The organism is Enorma phocaeensis (assembly GCF_016901575.1).
In the GTDB taxonomy this organism is placed as follows: Bacteria; Actinomycetota; Coriobacteriia; order Coriobacteriales; family Coriobacteriaceae; genus Limicola; species Limicola phocaeensis_A.
Genome location: NZ_JACJKQ010000004.1, coordinates 59,954 through 78,087, shown reverse-complemented (window position 1 = coordinate 78,087; position 18,134 = coordinate 59,954). Strand labels below are relative to the sequence as shown.

Genomic DNA, 18,134 nt, shown 5'->3' with positions numbered 1-18,134 from the left:
ATGCCGCACTAATGATACCAATGGTATCGCTGCGCTGCTATGGGCCGGTGGGGGTTATCGAGCGTCATTCAATGTGGCGTTCAATATTGAGAGGAGATAGCTATTGTTGAACCAGAAGCTCTGGCGCGTCATCCATCTGCCATCAGGAAGGCGCGAGCCGTCTCGTTCTATATTGCCGATCGTCGTTCCATCATCCAGCTTATAGGCCGCTCGCTGGGCATGAGGCCTTACATGAACGAGGGCGTTGTCCGAAATGCCGGGAAGGTTATTTCGGAAGATTAGCTTGCCGCCTTTTTGCTTTGATGGAACGAGCTCAACGCCGCTCGAAATAACCTTGCGCGTTTTTTCCCAGCAGCGCTTCGCCTCTCCCTCGATCTCGGCGACGGGCATGTTCCAAAACATGCTTCCTGCCAAGCGATAGGCGCCATCGACCTTTTTGAACACGACAAAGAAGAACCGCGTTTCGTCGAGATACGATCGGAACTCCGAGTCGTCCCATGATTCGGCGAGCAGCTTTTCGAATTCAAAAGGAGCAAATGAGAGGCTCTCTTTGATTCGCCCACTCTCCTCAATTCGAACGACTCGTACGGAGATGCCGGCTTTCATGAACTCCTCAGTACGGTTGCCCTTGATGCCCAGCATGCGATAGACAAGCTTGGTCCACTGCGCTTTATTGCCGGTGTAGGGCTCTTGGAGTTCTTCGGCAATCTGCAGGTCGGTTTTTCCGATATGGAGCGCAATCTGGCTCGTGACGTATTCTTCGAAGGTGACCCCGTCAAGCTCTCCGGGAGCAACGATTCTCTCCGCTGCGTGCCGATCTTGCATAATCACATGATGCAAGATGTAATCCATGTACTGGCGCTTAAACGAGAATGCGCGGCGCTTTGCTTTGCGGTAGACCTTGGTACCGTCTTTCTCGATGTGGGGGTAAAACTGGGTGGTCCACATCGTCGCTTCCGAGGCACCCTTGGTCGCGGCGCCTAAATACGATGTCATGCCCTCGCTTAGCTCGTCGGCTCTTCCGTCGCGAATGTAGGAGACGATTTTCCGGTAGTCGTCTTGGATGATCTTCAGGTCGTCTCTCGATGGGGTGAACAGCGTGACGTATTCGATCGTTTGGTCATATCTGTCTTTCGTCCGATCGCGCAGATAAAAAATGAGGAGCAGCCTTCTGCATTTATTCCACAGGTGCGAGGTAAAGAGGTCCTCCTCGATGGGTTCGTCGAAAGGAATCATGGTGAGAACGAGGCGTTCGCCCGCGGTTGGCTCATGGTCCTTCTTACGAATATCGAAGCACGTCGCCTTGAGTTCGACTCCCGCTTCGGGAAAGTCGGGGCGCTCATCGCTGTTCGAGCGATATCCAAAGTATCTCTCTTCCAGGAGATTGCCCATACCGCCTTTGAAGCGTTTGCTGCCATAGTCCTTAACGTTGATGTTGGGAGGCGCAATTCCTAGGTCTAACACCTCTCGAAAGGTCATCCCTTGCAGGTGCAGGGCAAATCGCTCGATGCTTTCACCGCTGCTAAAGTCAGTTTTTTCGAGAAGCTTCCTAAGCTCGACGCTCTTTTCCATGCGGCGCCTCCAAGGGTTCGTGATTGGCTGCCTTCATTGTAGATTCTGCGATTTGGTATTGAGGCGAACACAAAGCCGAGCGAATCCTAATGTCCGGACGAGCGGATAGCTTTGATCGCGTAGAATAGTCAGCACATAAACGAGAACACAGTAGCGATTGGAGAAACGTGTCCTCAGTAATTAGAGTTGCCGAGCTCTTCGCGGGCGTCGGTGGGTTCAGGCTGGGTCTTGATGGATATCACGACCCGGACCATCCGGAGTTTGAGATGCCCCCAGCGGGTCCATTTAAGACGGTGTGGGCCAACCAGTGGGAGCCGGGAACGGACAGACGCCAGTTTGCAGCCCGATGCTACAAGGCACGCTTTGGTATGGATTCTGTTGTCAACGAGGATATTCATGCCGTTCTTGATGAATACGAGGCAGGGGACATCGATATACCGGATGTTGATATGGTCGTCGGCGGCTTCCCCTGCCAGGACTATTCCGTGGCACGAACGCTTTCTCAGGCAAGTGGTATTGAGGGGAAGAAAGGTGTGCTCTGGTGGGACATCTACCGTTTCCTCCGGCTTAAGCCGGACACTACGTATTGTCTGTTTGAAAACGTTGACCGCTTGCTGAAGAGCCCCGCGTCGCAACGTGGCCGCGATTTCGCAATCATCCTTTCATGTCTTTCGTCTCTGGGATATGCGGTTGAGTGGCGTGTGGTAAACAGTGCAGAATATGGGTTTCCTCAACGTAGGAAGCGCGTTTACATCTATGCCGAGAAAACAGATGAAAGCTGGAGTCATGTCGAAAGGCTGACGCAGGGGATTATGGCGGAGGCATTTCCAATTCAAGAGGTGTTATCTTGCGATGAGTTCGATCTTCTTGGAAGTCCTGCCGACAATTCCGATTCGTTTGGCGTGGGGTGCAAGACGTCGCCTTTCCGCTCTGCGGGAATCATGCAGGGCGGTCACGTCACTACGGCAGAGGTTGTCGAACTGTATCAGGGGAGTCGCGCTACGCTTGGCGACGTGCTCGTTTCAGACGACGAGGTGCCTGAAGAGTATTACGTCTCGGAGGACAAAATCGCAGACTGGAAATATCTCAAAGGCGCCAAGCGAGAGCCTCGGAAAAACAAGAGAACTGGCTTCGAGTACATGTATACAGAGGGCGCCATGGCGTTCCCAGATGCTCTCGATAGGCCCTCACGGACGATTCTGACAGGAGAGGGTGGAGTTTCGCCATCGCGATTCAAGCATGTAATCGAGACCCCTGACGGGCGCCTTCGTCGACTTGTCCCAGACGAACTCGATCAGTTGCAGTGTTTTCCCAAAGGTTGGACCGATACTGGTATGACGGATGGCCAGCGAGCTTTCTGCATGGGAAACGCCTTGGTTACAGGCATCCCACACAGAATCGGGCTTGCCATGGCGAGGCGGCTTGCTGACTAACCTATATCCATGTCTTTAGGCTGGACCCGGCTGAATCGAACGATGCCGTCGGGTCCAGCCTGATATTCGACAAAGGTCATCTATGCGCTCGCTGCCTTTTGGGCGGTCAGGCACGGCGGGCGCAATAAAGTGCCCTCGTCGTGCCTGGCCGCCCAAGCCAGTTAGATAGCACCCAGAAGAGACGTGGTCGGTGTTTTGAGGCGCTTTGGGACTGCGGGGCCTGACCGATGTGGGGCCCGCGTGCCCGGGCGTGTCCGGTGCTCCTCCTCCAAATTCCCTACGACGTAGGAGTTCGAAGATTTCCCCTAGATAATCACTCCGTTGCAGTGGTCAACTTCGTGCTGGATGGCCTGCGCAACGTCTCCGGTGAAGCTTCGCACGTGACGATGGAACTCCTCGTCAAGATACGAGACCTTGATGCGCCGCCAGCGAGCGGCGGGACGTACGCCGTCAAGCGAGAGACAGGCCTCCTGCGCGCGATATTCACCTGTGCCCTTGATGATGTCGGGATTGTACATGAGCCGCGTCTTCGTGCCGTCGCGTACCACGATGATGCGCTTGCGCACGCCGATCATGTTTGCCGCCATGCCGACACATTCATGCGCGTGGGCCTCGAGCGTGTCGATAAGGTCCTGGCCAACCTGCGCGTCGTCGGGGGTCGCCTCCTCAGAGGGCAGGCGGAGCATTATCAAGGAGGTGACGATGGGCTTGATCATGTGCGTTCCCTTCATCGGTTGGCGCCCGTTGGGCTGATTCGGTTTCAAGACGGTAGCACTTGTTTCGGTGCGCTTCGGCTGCATGGCTCGAACTTCAACGTGTCTTAAGTCAATGTTTCAGCGCAGTAAAGAATTGAGGAGACGCCTCACATATTGAATAATGAAACATATGTTCGTATTTTGATGCAAAAGTGATATACTATCGATAAAGAACTTGGCCTCGCGGACGCATCATTCGTGGAGCTGGCAAAAGGGGGAACTCCGGTGATTACCGCTGATGCCAAGCTGTCTGCACGTCTTGTTTCCGTTAATCCGCACTGTGTGAACTTTACGGCCTATGCATTTGGATGTTAGTAGAGGGATTGCGCTGGAACACGGGCGGAAGGGGGTTTCGCTCCCTTTATCTACGCCTATGCAGCTAGCTACGAGCTGGCTACGAGAGACCAATATTTGCCGAAATAAAGCATCCGCAGAGATTCTTCAACAAAGCGGGTGCGGCGGAGGGCGTACCTGCGGTGCTTGTGGTGAGCTATGGCAACCGTGCTGTGGACGACACCTTCCTCGAGATGGCCGACGTGCTGGTAGAAGGCGGTTTCGTGCCCGTTGCGCTGGGCTCCTTCGTGGCACATCATTCGCTTATGACCAATGTGGCGGCGGGCCGTCCGGATGCCGACGACCTCGCGGCGGTGCGCGCGCTTGCCGCGCAGGTCGTCGAGAAACTTGCGCGCGTGGACGGAGCCGAGGCGGCGTGCGTCGCCGCAGCCCCTGGCAACCGGCCGTACCGCGCGTTTGGCGGCGTTGCGTTCAAGCCCGAGGTGGACGCCGGGGCATGTACCGCCTGCGGGCTCTGAGCGCGTGCCTGCCCCACAGGAGCCACCACCATTGCAGACGCCGCCGCGACCGACGCCGGGCTCTACGTCTCGTGCTTCCGCTGCGTCGCGGTGTGTCCCGAGGGCGCACGCTCTATCGGGGGCGGCGCAGAGCTTCAGGCGGCACGCGATGCCTTTGCTCAGAGGTGTGCGGCGCGGCAGGAGTCTTGGTTCTCCCTGTAGGGACGCGCGCTCAGTCGACCCCACACGAACGTTTCGCGTGGGGTTGTGCAGGATCTTGCAGACCGCCCTGTTCATTGCTGCCGGTAGGCGAGGGGCTCGGCCGCGTTTCGTCATGACGCCTCGCCCCGCGCCCGCATGCGTCACCCCTCGTTGATCTCCTCGAAGAAGCCGACGCGATAGTTCTTGAACACGGCCTCGCTCTCCTCCTGCGTGGCGTCCAGGTCGACGTCTGCCATGATGCCGAAGTCGTGGTCGTCGTCGTTGTCGCGGAAGATTTGGTGCACGTGCCACACGTGGCCGCTCTGCTCGTCGCTCTCGTCAATAGAGAGGAACGCCGCCGAGCGCGCATCGCCGTCGGTGAGAATCTCTTCGTGCGCATCGTGGAACGCGTCGAGCGCGCGCGACCAGCGCACCTCGGTCATGCCCCACGTCTCGTCGAGGTCGCCGAGGTCTTCGGTTCGGCCACGTGCCGCCAGCCTTACGCGCAAGAAAAGGGCGTTTCGCACCAACAGGGTCATGCCGCGGCGGTCCGAGACCACCACATCGGCGCCCTGGGGCGGGGCGGCATCGAGGGCGGCGGGGTCTCCTGCCGCCGCCCACTCGTCGACCAGGCTCGAGTCAACGGAGCGCACGACGAAGCCGAGCCACGAGATGATGTCGTTCAGCTGGTCGTTGCGCTTTGATGCGGGCACCGTGCGGTCCAGCGAGCGGAACGCTTCGGCGAGATAGCGCAGCAGGATGCCCTCCGATCGGGCGATCTTGTAGCGCTGTATGTAGCCCTTGAAATCCGATGCGGTTTCCAGCATGTCGCGAAGCACCGATTTCGGAGAGAGCTCGTAGTCGTTTGCCCATGGCACCTTCTCGCAATATTGGGCAAATGCCGCTTCAAGCTCGTCTTCAAGCGGCTTTGGGTAGGTGACGTCGGCGATGCGCTCCAGGCGCTCCTCATAGTCGACCCCGTCGGCCTTCATGGCCGCCATGGCGCGGTCGCGCTCGGCGCGCTCTTGGGCGCGCAGGACTTGTTTGGGGTCTTCCAGCGTCGCTTCGACCATGGAGATGAGGTCCATGGTGTAGGTCTCGCTTTCGGGGTCCAGAAGCTCGAGCGCCGCCAGCAGGAACGGCGAGAGCGGCTGGTCGAGGGCAAAGTCTTCGGGCAGGTCGACGGTGAGCGCGTAGTCCCATTCCTCTTCGGCGTCGTCCGGCGCGTCCGGCGCAGGCGGCACTTGGGTTCGCACCACGACGCCCGAATCTATGAGCGTGGCGAAGATCTCGTCGGCGCGCTCTTCGAGGCGCAGCTTCTCCTCCGGGGTCTGCAGGCTCGCCGCGATGAGCTCGTGGACGTGCTCGCGGGCGTCGCCTCCCTGCTCAACCATGGAGAGCACCATGGAATGGGTGATGCGCAGGCGCGGCTTGAGCGTCTCGGGCGCGGCCTCGATGAGGCGTTCGAAGGTCTGCTTGTTCCAGGTGACAAAGCCCTCGGGCGGCTTCTTCTTTTTGAGTTTGCGCAGCTTCTTGGGGTCATCTCCGGCCTTTGCGACGAGCTTGGCGTTCTCGATTTCGTGCTCGGGGGCCTCGGCGATCACCATGCCCTCGGAATCGAATCCCGCACGCCCCGCGCGACCGGCGATCTGATGGAATTCGCGGGCGCGCAGGCGGCGCATGCGGTGGCCGTCGAACTTGGTGAGCGCGGTAAGCACCACTGTGTGGATGGGAACGTTGATGCCCACGCCCAAGGTGTCGGTGCCGCAGATGACGGGAAGCAGGCCCTGCTGCGCCAGCCGTTCGACAAGCAGGCGGTAGCGAGGCAACATTCCGGCATGGTGCACACCCACGCCGCATCCGATCAGGCGCTTCAAGATCTTGCCGAACGCCGTGGTGAAGCGCGTGCCCTTTGCCGCCTCCTTGATCGCCTCACGCTGCTCTTTGGTGGCGATGCCGAAGTTGGCGAGCGAGCTTGCCGTGGCAAGGGCTGCGTCTTGTGAGAAGTGCACGATGTAAAGCGGCGCCTCGCCGCGACGAAGCGCGAGCTCGACCGTTCCCTCAAGGGCGGTGTCGACGTATTCGTAGGCGAGCGGAACCGGGCGCGGCGCGTCTGTCACCTGGTCGACCTCGTTGCCCGTGCGCTCGCGCAGGGCGTCGGCAATCTGGGTGACGTCGCCGAGCGTCGCGCTCATGAGCATGAACTGGGTGTGCGGCAGCGTGAGCAGCGGGACCTGCCATGCCCAGCCGCGGTCGGGGTCGGCGAAGTAGTGGAACTCATCCATGGCGACGCAGCCCACGTCGGCCTCGTCGCCCTCGCGGAGGGCCTGGTTTGCCAAGATCTCGGCGGTGCAGCAGATGACGGGCGCAGCCGTGTTGATGTGCGTGTCGCCTGTGATCATCCCGACGTTGTCGCGTCCCAGCACATCGACCAGGTCAAAGAACTTCTCGCTCACCAGCGCCTTGATGGGGGCGGTGTAGTAGGCGCGCCTGCCCTGGGCCATGGCCATAAAAAGCATGCCCAGCGCGACGAGGGATTTCCCCGAGCCCGTGGGCGTGCCCAGGATGACGTGGTCGCCGGCGGCGAGGTCCATGAGGGCCTCCTCCTGGTGCTCCCACAGCTCGATGCCGCGGTCCTCGCACCAGGTCAGGAAGCGCTCGAACGCCTCGTCTGCCGTGAGCCACGCCTCTGGCTCGGAGCCGTCCTCGGGCAAAAACCAGCTGGGGGAGAGGGCGCCAAGCGACCCCGCCTCGCCCACGCCGTCGGTTCCAGCGGCAAAAGAGCTGGCGCTCGTGCGGGCGGGCGCCGCAGTCGCGCCGCCGTCGACGCTTCCTCGGGCTATGCGATGCGATTCTGTACTCATCCGGGCTGCTCCCGTCGTGTAGCGTGTGGTGTTCGTTGTGATTGAGTTCATTATGAGCCATGAGACGTCGCGCGTCGCGGTGTATGGTGCGAGTCGTGGCGCTTGCGGCGCCGCGGGGTCGTCAGTGCTTCTGGCGGGCGCCCATCGCCGCCCGGCGACGGCGGTTGATGAAGTTTCTCACGGCGTCTTCCATGCCGAGTGGGACGTAGTCAAGGTTTTCGAGGTCATCCGGCAGGTAGGACATGAGGCTGGGGTCAGCCTCGAGGGCGCTTTCGAGCTGCTCGCGCGAAGGGGCGTCGCCGGGCGTGGCGCAAACGCTCCAGACGCGTGCACCGCGATCGACGAGGCGAGACTCGTATTCCGTAGTGGGGAGCTCGGGATGCTCGGCACGTGTGTCGTCGGAGGTCCAAAGCGTTTTGTATCCAGCCGCTGCGAGCTGGGTGAGGGTCCAGTCTCGCAGGGGCTGGCTGTCGGTACGCAAGGTTATGGTCCCGCCCGGTGCGAGCACGCCCCGATAGGCGTCAAGCCTGGCGGCGGTTGTCAGGCGACGCCGGACGTCGTGTGCGCGCGGAAAGGGCGTCGAGAAGTTGAGCGTGATGCCGCTGAGCTCGCCCTTGGCGAATACGCGCGGCACCGAGTCGGCTCCTCGCGGAATGGCGAGCACGTTGGGCAGCCCGCTCTCGAGAATGTATTGCGCGGCATAGGCGATGCAGAGGGGCTCGGCGTCCATCCCTAGAAACAGGGTGTCGGGACGCTGGCGTGCCGCCTGGATGATGTAGGCGCCCTTGCCGCACCCAAGGTCGAGCTCGACATGGTCAAAACGTCGGTGCCGACAGGGGCTGGCGGAGGAGCCGGGCGCGTCCCCCCGCATCTTCGCCTGTCCATCCCGCCTGCAATCGCACGTACCGCTCCGAAGCGGGTAGCACGCTTCCGCCCACCGCCCCGCAAGCGATTCGGCATGGGTTTCAAAGCCGTCGGCATAGCGTTCGAGCCGCTCTTCGAGCACGAAGTTCTTAGGTGTTCGGATGTGGGTGACTCCCATGGCTTCCTTTCGCGGTGATGTCTGCTTGCGCGGATGGACGCCGATGCGCCGCGAGGGCGCTATGCGCGCCTGAGCATGATATACCGGTTGAGGTCACCCGTCTTGCCGTCGGCTGAGAACCTGCATATCTCCGCAGCGAGTCCTGCGGACAGCTCCGAGATGAGGGCATCGACCTCGGAGTCGGTGAAGCTGTGGCAGTAGCGAAGGCTGCGGGGGCTGTCCTGCCAGCCAAGGAGCCAGTCGCCGTCTTCTAGGGCGCAGGCAGCCTCCTGGGGAAGGAGGCGTTCTCGCATGGCGAGCGCGGTCGTCTCTCGAGCCTTGCGTGCGAGGCGCGGGTCCCTCATGAATTGCCAGTACGAAACCGCTATCAATCCGCCGGGCTTTGTGAGCTCGATGAGGGACCGAAGGATGTGCAGCCGCAGAGTGAAGCCCGGGATATGGTGCATGAAGCCAAAGCAGCAGCTCAAGTCATAGTTCCTGTGCGCCGCGATGCGCTCGAGGCGCTGCTGCGCGCCGTCGAGCGCCGCTTGCAGCGCGTCGAGCTGGATATAGTCGCGCCGCATGTGCCGCGAGGCCTGGGACGCGGTGGCGGGGAAAGCGTCGCAGGAGTCGACGCCGCAGTACACGATGTCCCTATGGGGGAGCGCGCTTTCTAAAAACGATGCCAGGCGTTGGTTGCCGCAGGCCATGTCCAGGATGCGCACGGGATCGCCCGCCGCGCGTCCCTCTAGGCACTCGCGGCAAAAGGTGCGCGCGACTTCTTGCCAGCCTTGCCAGGGCGCGGACCTCGTCTCGGAAAAGGAGGAGGCGTTCTCGCGATAGAACGTATTGTTGAGTTCGATAAGCGCCCTCGCGCCGCGATCGTCCACATCGTCCTCCTGGAGCCTGCGTTTTCCGTAGATGCATATTATCCGAGATTAGGGCGGGTTTTATGCAGGCAAAAATGTGTTGGAAATGTGAATCGTCGCGAGAGCGTCGAAATCTGTGCAAAAAATCGTTTTGTCGGTCGTTCCACGTAAGATTTCATGGCCGACAAATCGACTTTTTGAACAAGAACTCCCTCTCGTGTGCAAAGAATCGATGTATCGGTCGTGCATGCACATCCAATGCGACCGACAAAACGACTTTTTGCACAGATGTACCCTCCTTCGAGATTTTTTGAAGAACGCGCGGGCGCGCATGTGGGTTCACGGCGGAAAGGATGGGGCTCGTCGCTCGCCGGCGCGTCCTGGACGCGACTCTAGCCCGGATCCGTTTAGGCAGGCGAGCCGTCTGCCGCGGCGAAGAGCGGGGGTAAGGCCTCAGATGAGGAGAGGATCCCGCTCAAGGGGGAAGGTCCTCGGGCGGCGCAACAGAATGCGCCAAGCATAGTAGAATCCCAGGTATGGAACACATTATCGAACAGATTCTCGAGATGCTTCGCGCGGGGGATGCGGTTGACGACCGCGTGCTCGTCAAGCTCATCCACGCCGAGGCGAGACGTGCCGGCGGCGACAAACGCGCATTTGCGAAGCGTCGCCTCTTGCCGTTTTACCAACACGTCAAGCGCGACGAGCCCGAGCGATGGAAGGGCTGGGGCATTTCGCCCGAACTGGAGGAACGCCTGCTCAAGGTGCTTCGCATGAAGCCGCGGCGGTCCGCATCGGGGGTTGCCACCATTACGGTGATCACCAAGCCGTGGCCGTGTTCCGGCTCATGCCTGTTCTGCCCCAGCGATATCCGCATGCCGAAGAGCTACCTTGCCGACGAGCCGGCGTGCGCGCGCGCCGAGCAGGCGTGCTTCGACCCCTACCTGCAGGTGTCGGCGCGCCTGACCGCGCTCAGCCAGATGGGTCACGCGACGGACAAGATCGAGCTCATCGTGCTGGGCGGAACATGGAGCGATTACCCGCGCGACTACCAGGTGTGGTTCATGACCGAGCTGTTTCGAGCCCTGAACGACGACGCGGTCGCGGGGGTGGCGGCAAATCCGCTGCTCAGAGGCTTCGCAGAAGATGCGGGGCACGATTCGGTGCGCGCCGACGGGCCGAGTGCCGACGCTTCGGTTCCTCCGGGGGTCGCTCGCAGGCGCGAGCAGCTCTGCCGGTGCGGTCTCATGTCCGCAGCCGACGAGGCACATCCCCGGGCGCTGGTTCCCCCGGCGGCACGTGCCGCCCAGCATGCCATCGACGAGGGGCGCATGTCCTACAACGAGGCCTTTCGACAGGTGTATGGCGCGAACGACGCATGGGGCGATGCCGCCGCGTGGCAGCGTGCGACCTTTGAGCAGCTGGAGCGCGAGCAGCGCCGCAACGAGACGGCGCGCCACCGCGTGGTGGGCCTTGTCATCGAGACGAGGCCGGATGCGATTTCCCCGCAGGCGCTCGCCCTTATCAGGCGCATGGGCGCCACGAAGATCCAGATGGGCGTGCAGAGCGTCGACCAGGAAACGCTTGACGCCAATGGCCGCGGAATACAGGTGGCACAGATCGAGCGGGCGTTCTCGCTCCTGCGCCTCTTTGGGTTCAAGATACACGCGCACTTCATGGTGAACCTGCTGGGCGCCACGCCCGAGGGCGACGTGCTGGATTATCAGCGCTTCGCTACGGCCGACGCGTTTCAGCCCGACGAGGTCAAGCTGTATCCTTGCGCGCTCATCGCGAGCTCGCGTCTGAGCGAGCGCTACGAGGACGGTAGCTGGCAGCCCTATGGCGAGGACGAGCTGGTCGACGTCTTGACGCGCGACGTGCTCGCGACCCCGGCATTTACCCGCGTCTCGCGCATGATCAGGGACTTTTCTTCGAAGGACATCGTTGCGGGCAACAAGAAGCCAAACCTGCGGCAGATGGTGGAAGACAGGCTCCGCGCATCGAACGAGCGGGTTCAGGAGATACGTTTCAGAGAGATCGCGACGAGCGAGGTGTCCCCGGGCGAGCTCCGGCTTCAGGTGGTGCCCTACGAGACGAGCACGACAAGCGAGCGCTTCTTGCAGTGGGTGACGTCCGAGGGCCGCATCGCCGGCTTTCTGCGCCTGTCGCTTCCGCACGACGATGCGGTCCGGGCGCTTGTCGAGGAACTTGCAGGCGCTGCCGGGCAGACGGGCAGGCGGGACAGGGATGCGGGCGCCGGCGGGGACGAAGGCATTTCTGCGTCCTGGTCGAAGCCGATGCCTGTCGTCGCGCCCGGCGAGGCCATGATTCGCGAGGTGCACGTGTACGGCATGGCTGCGCGCGTGGGCGAGGAGGGGTCGGCGGCCCAGCATCATGGGCTCGGGCGCAACCTTGTCGAGCGCGCATGCGAGATGGCGCGCGAGGCGGGCTTTGCGCGCATCAACGTGATCAGCGCCGTGGGCACGCGGGAATACTATCGTCACCTTGGGTTCTATGATCACGGGTTATACCAGCAGAGGAGGCTCTGATGGACGGGGGCGGGGGCGGCAAAGACCGTCTGGCAGATGGCGCGAGGACGGGTTCCGGGCATGGCTCGCGAGAGTCGGGCGCGGCGGGCCGCGAGATAGAGGGCCCTGGCATCGCGGCGGAAGGGGCGTCAGCTAGGGTCGAGGCACGCGAGGCGGCAAAGCCCGAGCCTGCCTGTCGATGCGGCGTCAATCGCGATGGCCTGGAGGAGCTTCAAAAGGTCCCCGGCATGGACCAGGCGATGCGTATCGTAGCCGCGGTCGCCGTGACGCTGGCGGCGGCACTCGCCTTTTATTTGGCACGGCTTCCGGTGCCCGCCATCCTCGTCCTCGTTGCGCTCATCGTCGCGGGCGTCGTCTATCTCAGCCTTGACGTGCATGCGGCGCGCACCGCGCAAGGGCGCGCCCTCATCTACACGCGGCGCGTTGCCGGCACCCCGATGCGCGTCTTGAGGCAGGGCGGGGTGTATCAATCTGCGACGTATCTGGGGCCGCGTCGCTTCGAGCCGGTCTTTGCCTACCATCGTGCCTTCGACGTCATGTTCGATCTGGAGGAGTCGCTGCGCGCTGCGGGCGGCCATGGCATACGGCGGGTGCTTGCGCTCGGCGGAGGGGGATACGCATGGCCAAAACATGCCCTGACCGAGCATCCGGGCCTCGTCATGGATGTTGTCGAGATCGATCCCGCGGTCGAGCAGGTCGCGCGACGTTGGTTCTTTGTCGACGAGCTCAAAGAGCTTGCGGGAGACCGGCTGCGCCTCGTCGTGGCGGACGGCAGGGAATACCTCAAGGGGACCTCTGCCTGCTATGACGCCGTCGTCAACGACACCTTTGTCGGCGCTGTGCCGGCGCGCCGGCTATCCACGGTCGAGGCGGCGCGCGCCGTGCGAAACAGCCTGGTGCCTGATGGGGTCTACCTCACGAACGTGGTAAGCGCGGGCGAGGGGAGCGACCTCACCTTTTTGCGTGACGAGGTGGCGACGCTTGCGACGGTGTTCAAGCGGGTGTTTGTGCTGCCGGCAACCGATGACGAACTGGGTGGAGAAGACAACTATCTGGTGATGGCGACCGATGCTCCCGTCGAAGTTCCCGAAGCCGTTCCGTTTGACGACGGATTTTTAGGGACGGTGCTTCACGATGACGAGGAATAGGGAGCGCTGCCAGCAACAGGTGGCCAGGTCCTGGCATGTGCCAGTCTCGCGCCGCGCCTTCATGGGGGCGCTCGTGGCGGCCGGTGCCGCCGGACTCTGCGGCTGCAGCGTCTCGGGCGGTACGCGCCGCGAGTCGGAACATGCCGGGCGGGACGAGGGACCGCTTCTGCCCACGATCGAGGACCGGTCGGCGAGCGACCGGCTCACGCTTGCCATGGTGGGGGACGTGCTGGTGCACGAGGGCGTTTGGATGAGCGGGGAGACAGATGGGGGCTATACCTTTGACCATCTCTTTTCCCAGGTGAAGCCTTGGATTGGCGGGGCGGACGTCGCCCTGGTCAACCAAGAGACCATATTGGGCGGCACCGCGATGGGCCTTTCGGGCTATCCGCTGTTCAACAGCCCTCAGGAGCTTGCCGACGCCGAGGCGGCTGCGGGTTTCGATGTGGCGCTCTCCGCCACCAACCATGCGCTCGACCAGGGATTCGCGGGCATCCAGGCCACCTGCGCCTGCTGGCGGGACCGTGCCGAGGACGTGCTGTGCTGCGGCATCGCGGCGAACGAGGAGGACGCCCGGTCCATTCCGATGGTGGCGCGCGGCGACGTGCGGCTGGCGGTGCTCAATTACACCGAGAGCACGAACGGCATTGCGCTTCCCGTCGAGGCGCCCTGGTGCGTGCAGCTGCTCGAACGCGATCGCGTGGCGGCAGACGTCGAGCGCGCCCGCGCCGAGGGCGCCGACCTGGTGGTGGTGTGTCCGCACTGGGGGCAGGAATATCAAGCCGAGCCAAACGACCTGCAGCGCACATGGGCCCAATGGCTTTTGGAGTGGGGCGTCGACGCCGTGCTGGGCACGCATCCCCATGTTTTGCAGCCTGCCGAGGTGCTCGTGCGCGAAGACGGCCATCGCATGGCGGTGTATTACTCGCTGGGCAACTTCATCTCGTGGCAGGCGCGCAAGGACACCATGGTGGGAGGCATGGCCGAGCTGGCGTTTGAGCGAGACGCCGGCGGCATGCATCTTGCCCGGGCCTCGCTCATCCCGCTGGTGAGCCATCTTGCCCTCAGCCCCGCTATGACCACCTACCCCGTGGCGGACTATACCGAAGCGCTTGCGGCGGCCAACGCCGTTCGCCGCGAGAGCGGGGCGGCCGACTTCTCGCTCGCTTGGTGCCACGCCCATTGCGGCGAGGTGCTGGGCGCGGGCTACGACGCCGCGTCGGGCGTCTGCACGCTAGCAGCCTAGGGGCGGCGCTGGGGCGCCACGCGTCGCATGAGGGCACAGCGACGCCGCCGCTATAGGCGCGCGTCCGTCCACTCTTGCACGCGGCGGCGCATGCCTTCGATGTCGAGCACGCCTTCGGCAAACCCTTTGCGGACGAGTTCTGCGGGCAGCAGCTCATCGTATTTGTCGAAGTAGGGCACCTCGCCTGGATAGACGAGTTCGATAGGGTCGAAGTCGCGTGCCGCCTCATCCGCAACAACCTGGAAGAACGTCTCTTCGTCTGCCTTCATCTTGAACTGCAGGAAATAGGGGCGTGACGCATCGAGCCCCTTGAGTCCCAGCTCGCCGGCGCACTTGATCTTGAGCAGGCGCTCCAGGGCCAGAAACGCATAGCTGCCAAGCCAGGGGAAAAGCACCCAGGTCTCGCCGCCGAGGTTGATGAGCGGGCGCGCGGCAGCGCCCGATATCTCGGCGGTTCGCCGCGCCTGAGCAAGGCGCGCCCGCGCGTTTGCCAGCAGGTAGGGGTATGTCTCATGCTCGGCGAGCACGCGGCGCATGCGTTCGAGGATGTGCGTGTTGATATCGCCCGGGCAGTCGCCGAAGTATGCCGGCACGCGCCCCTTCACCTGCGTGGCAAACACGAGGTGGCGCTTCCAGTCGACCTCTTCGACAACCCAGCAATGGCCGGCAATGGCGATGCGCTCGCCGGGCGGCGGCGGGTTCACGATGGTGCCCAGCTCGGCGGAGTCGCTGCGCACGGTGAACTCCTCGTTTTCCTGGAACACGGCGTAGAACTTGAACGAGTTGGTGTAGCGCTCGCCGGCAAGCCCTATGATGAGGCCGCCCGCTTCGGTTCGCTCGAGCTGGTCGGTTTCAAGGAGGTGGCGCAGCAGCGCACGGAAGTCGTCCGCCGTGACGCGGTGGAAGTACGAAAGCGTCAGCACGCGCTGGGCGAGCTCTGCCGGCGACAGCTCGCCGGTGCTGGCGAGGACCGCCATGGTCTGATGGTAGAGCAGGCTGTATGGCAGACGGTCGAGCTGCGGCGGCTCGACCCACTTCTCTTCGCGATAGAGCTCAACGAGCGCGATGCCCTGCAGCAGCTTCCAGGGGATGGTTTCGGGCATGGTCGTGCGCGGCTCAGGCTGCTCCTCGCGCATGACGAAGTGCATCTCGGGTGGCAGGTCGCGGCGTCCCGTGCGGCCCATGCGCTGCAAGAAGCTCGACACGGTGAAGGGCGCGTCGATTTGGAAGGCGCGCTCGAGACGGCCGATGTCGATGCCGAGCTCAAGCGTCGCAGTGGTGACGGTGGTGTCCAGCCGCTCGTCATCGCGCATGACGTCCTCGGCTGACTCGCGCAGCGCGGACGAGATGTTGCCGTGATGGATGAGGAAGCGGTCGGGTTCGTGGTTCGCCTCGCAGTAGCTGCGCAGCATCGTGCACACGGCCTCTGCCTCTTCGCGCGAGTTGGAGAAGACGAGGCACTTATGGCCGCGCGTGCGCTCAAATATGTAGCCGATGCCCGGGTCGGCGTCGCGCGGCGCGGCGTCGGTGGGTGCAAGCAGCGACTGCTCGTCGACGGGCGGGATGTCCACCTCGCCCATGGCTGCCTGTGCCTCGCCCTTTCCGGCGGCGTCTGAAGGGCTCGGGGGGACCCGCGTTCCGCCAAAGGCCGTGTCAGAGGCATCGCCCGGCAGCCCAGGCGGGGTGCCTTCGCTGCCGACGCGCTCAACGGCGAGCAGTTCTGCCTCTTGGGTGCCGTCTGAGCGTTCCAGGGCGCGCTCGGTTGCCTGCGGGCCGGTCACATAGAAGTGTTCCATGGACACGCGCCATACGTGCCGCGGCTCCTCGAAGCGCGGGATGATGCAGCCGCGCCCCGTGCCGCTGGAAAGGAAGGCGCCGGTGCGTTCGGGGTCGCCGATGGTGGCCGAGAGCCCGATGCGGCGCGGGTTCACCCCCGCCATGCGGCTGAGGCGCTCGATCAGGCACAGGGTCTGGCCGCCGCGGTCGCCACGCAAGAGCGAGTGGACCTCGTCGATGACCACGAAACGTAGGTCGCAGAAGAGGCGCGGCACGGCCATATGCTTGTGCAGCAGCAGCGCCTCGAGCGACTCGGGCGTGATTTGCAGAATGCCCGATGGGTGCTTCAGCAGGCGTCGCTTGTGCGACGCCGCGACGTCGCCGTGCCAGTGCCACACGGGAATCTCGGCTTCTTCGCAGAGGTCGTTGAGGCGGACGAACTGGTCGTTGATGAGCGCCTTGAGCGGGCCGATGTAGAGGGCGCCGATCGAGGCGGGAGGGTTTTCCCAGAAAAGCGTGAGGATGGGGAAGAACGCGGCCTCCGTCTTGCCCGATGCGGTCGAGGCGGTGAGCAATACGTTCTCGTCGGTGTTGAAGATGGCGTCGCCTGCTGCGACCTGGATCGAGCGCAGGCTTTCCCAGTCGTGTGCATAGATGAAGTCCTGCACAAAGGGCGCATAGCGGTCGAAGATCGACATGGGGGCACCTCCTCAACAAGAAAACGAACAACAGTTCTAGTATACGCCACATCAGGCGCGGCAAGCCGGTGATTTCGGCTTCAAGGCCCGCTCGACGATTCCCGCATGGTTCGAGCGCGCCCGCGTCCGCAGAGTGCGCTGCGCCAGGCGGCCGGACGGTCCGTCTGCGTGACGCATGCTGCCCGGCATCGGAGCAGAATCGTCCCGTCGCGCCCCTTGCGCGCGGCGGTGTCGCGCTTCATCCTGTAGGGGGTGAAACGTCGACGCGGCGCGAGTATAACGACGAGTACTACGAGGAGATGCTCTCCGTGGTGGAGCGTTTCTCGGGGTATTCGGTGCTCGGGCACCTGGACCTCATCAGGCGCTATGACCCCGAGGGGGTCTATCCCTTCGAGAACAACCGCGATGTCATCGCGGCGATTCTGGAGCGAGCCATTTCGGACGGCAAGGGCATCGAGGTCAACACGTCGAGCTTCCGCTACGGCCTTTCCGACCTCCAGCCCTGCACCGAGATCCTTGAGCTCTATCGCGACCTCAGCGGACGCGTCTTGACCATCGGTGCCGATCTGGAACGCTCGCGAGGTTAACGAACGGTACGTTGGGCGATGATTCCCAAGACGATTACAAGATTTTCTTGGGTGTCGTCAGGGCGCGTCTTGCGTTCATAGATGATGTCATATCCGTTGACGGCCACTTTGAGACAAGATGCCCCGAAGGCGCGTTGCAGCATGCGATTGGATATTGACGATCCCACGCCGGGAAACGCTTCGACGAGCTCGAGCTTTTCCCAGACTGCTTCCTCGGTTTGAACGCTCAGTCGAGCGAGGTCTTCTAGAAACGGCCGGGTAAGAATCATCCTAGTCATGCTGGGCTCTCATGGCCGCAACGGCTGCACGTCCCGCATCGAGCCCAATGACGTAATCACCTTGCTGGTATGCGACCCTGCCTTGTGCGATCGCCTCTTTGGCACGCTCTGCGTACAGAGCTTCGTCAACTGCAGCATCAATAGCATGCTGGAACACGTCCTCAGAGCAGAACACATACGCCCCTTGACCGTTTTCCGTGATGCGGACGATGCGTTCCCGGGCAGCTTGCTTCACCTCGCGCGGATGGTCGCGAAGCGCGGTCGCTGAATAGATGGCATCCATAGGGCCTCCTCTAGCTCGGCAATATTGTAGCCAACTATGTCGTTAACTATGTACAGAATCGCG

The 18,134-nt window shown here is 62.7% G+C and carries 14 protein-coding genes; 6 read left to right on the top strand and 8 right to left on the bottom strand.

Features of this window, described 5'->3' with window-relative positions:
• Positions 1-54 precede the first annotated feature (54 nt).
• Positions 55-1,572, bottom strand: coding sequence for a Sau3AI family type II restriction endonuclease (locus H6A15_RS04420; RefSeq protein ID WP_204672549.1), 1,518 nt, complete (start codon positions 1,570-1,572; stop codon positions 55-57).
• Positions 1,573-1,739: 167 nt separating this feature from the next.
• Between H6A15_RS04420 and dcm the strand changes: the two genes are divergently transcribed.
• Positions 1,740-3,005, top strand: coding sequence for a DNA (cytosine-5-)-methyltransferase (gene dcm / locus H6A15_RS04415; protein ID WP_204672548.1), 1,266 nt, complete (start codon positions 1,740-1,742; stop codon positions 3,003-3,005).
• Positions 3,006-3,310: 305 nt separating this feature from the next.
• Here dcm and H6A15_RS04410 read toward each other — a convergent pair whose 3' ends face one another.
• On the bottom strand, positions 3,311-3,721 hold the full coding sequence (locus H6A15_RS04410; protein WP_204672547.1) for a peptide deformylase: 411 nt from the start codon (positions 3,719-3,721) through the stop codon (positions 3,311-3,313).
• A gap of 524 nt (positions 3,722-4,245) precedes the next feature.
• On the opposite strand from H6A15_RS04410, the gene H6A15_RS04405 reads away from it, so the two are divergent.
• Entirely contained in the window at positions 4,246-4,572 is a 327-nt protein-coding gene (locus tag H6A15_RS04405; RefSeq protein ID WP_204672546.1) for a hypothetical protein, read from the top strand.
• Between the two features lie 341 nt (positions 4,573-4,913).
• Here H6A15_RS04405 and H6A15_RS04400 read toward each other — a convergent pair whose 3' ends face one another.
• From H6A15_RS04400 to H6A15_RS04390, 3 genes are all read right to left on the bottom strand, one after another.
• Entirely contained in the window at positions 4,914-7,616 is a 2,703-nt protein-coding gene (locus tag H6A15_RS04400) for a DEAD/DEAH box helicase (RefSeq protein ID WP_239462342.1), read from the bottom strand.
• Between the two features lie 121 nt (positions 7,617-7,737).
• Positions 7,738-8,658, bottom strand: a complete 921-nt coding sequence (gene trmB, locus H6A15_RS04395; RefSeq protein WP_204672545.1) for a tRNA (guanine(46)-N(7))-methyltransferase TrmB — start codon at positions 8,656-8,658, stop codon at positions 7,738-7,740.
• A 59-nt stretch (positions 8,659-8,717) separates the two neighbouring features.
• Positions 8,718-9,527, bottom strand: a complete 810-nt coding sequence (locus tag H6A15_RS04390) for a methyltransferase domain-containing protein (RefSeq protein ID WP_204672544.1) — start codon at positions 9,525-9,527, stop codon at positions 8,718-8,720.
• A gap of 515 nt (positions 9,528-10,042) precedes the next feature.
• Between H6A15_RS04390 and H6A15_RS04385 the strand changes: the two genes are divergently transcribed.
• From H6A15_RS04385 to H6A15_RS04375, 3 genes are read left to right on the top strand one after another with little or no spacing between them, the layout of a single operon-like run.
• Complete coding sequence (locus H6A15_RS04385) at positions 10,043-12,055, top strand: elongator complex protein 3 (RefSeq protein WP_204672543.1); 2,013 nt, start codon at positions 10,043-10,045, stop codon at positions 12,053-12,055.
• On the top strand, positions 12,055-13,203 hold the full coding sequence (locus H6A15_RS04380) for a spermidine synthase (RefSeq protein WP_239462341.1): 1,149 nt from the start codon (positions 12,055-12,057) through the stop codon (positions 13,201-13,203). Before H6A15_RS04385 ends, H6A15_RS04380 begins: the two co-directional genes overlap by 1 nt.
• A gap of 37 nt (positions 13,204-13,240) precedes the next feature.
• Positions 13,241-14,449, top strand: coding sequence for a CapA family protein (locus H6A15_RS04375; RefSeq protein WP_204672541.1), 1,209 nt, complete (start codon positions 13,241-13,243; stop codon positions 14,447-14,449).
• A 50-nt stretch (positions 14,450-14,499) separates the two neighbouring features.
• Here the strand turns inward: H6A15_RS04375 and H6A15_RS04370 are convergent, their stop codons facing one another.
• A complete protein-coding gene (locus H6A15_RS04370) occupies positions 14,500-16,923 on the bottom strand; it encodes a DEAD/DEAH box helicase (protein WP_204672539.1) in 2,424 nt (807 codons plus the stop codon).
• Between the two features lie 308 nt (positions 16,924-17,231).
• Between H6A15_RS04370 and H6A15_RS04365 the strand changes: the two genes are divergently transcribed.
• Positions 17,232-17,510 carry a hypothetical protein gene (locus tag H6A15_RS04365; protein WP_342635814.1) on the top strand — a complete coding sequence of 93 codons (279 nt, stop codon included), beginning with the start codon at positions 17,232-17,234 and terminating at the stop codon, positions 17,508-17,510.
• Here the strand turns inward: H6A15_RS04365 and H6A15_RS04360 are convergent.
• Together H6A15_RS04360 and H6A15_RS04355 are read right to left on the bottom strand one after the other, a co-directional pair.
• On the bottom strand, positions 17,507-17,788 hold the full coding sequence (locus H6A15_RS04360; protein ID WP_204672532.1) for a hypothetical protein: 282 nt from the start codon (positions 17,786-17,788) through the stop codon (positions 17,507-17,509). The genes H6A15_RS04365 and H6A15_RS04360 overlap by 4 nt on opposite strands.
• Positions 17,781-18,071, bottom strand: coding sequence for a hypothetical protein (locus H6A15_RS04355; protein WP_204672530.1), 291 nt, complete (start codon positions 18,069-18,071; stop codon positions 17,781-17,783). Before H6A15_RS04355 ends, H6A15_RS04360 begins: the two co-directional genes overlap by 8 nt.
• Positions 18,072-18,134: the final 63 nt, after the last annotated feature.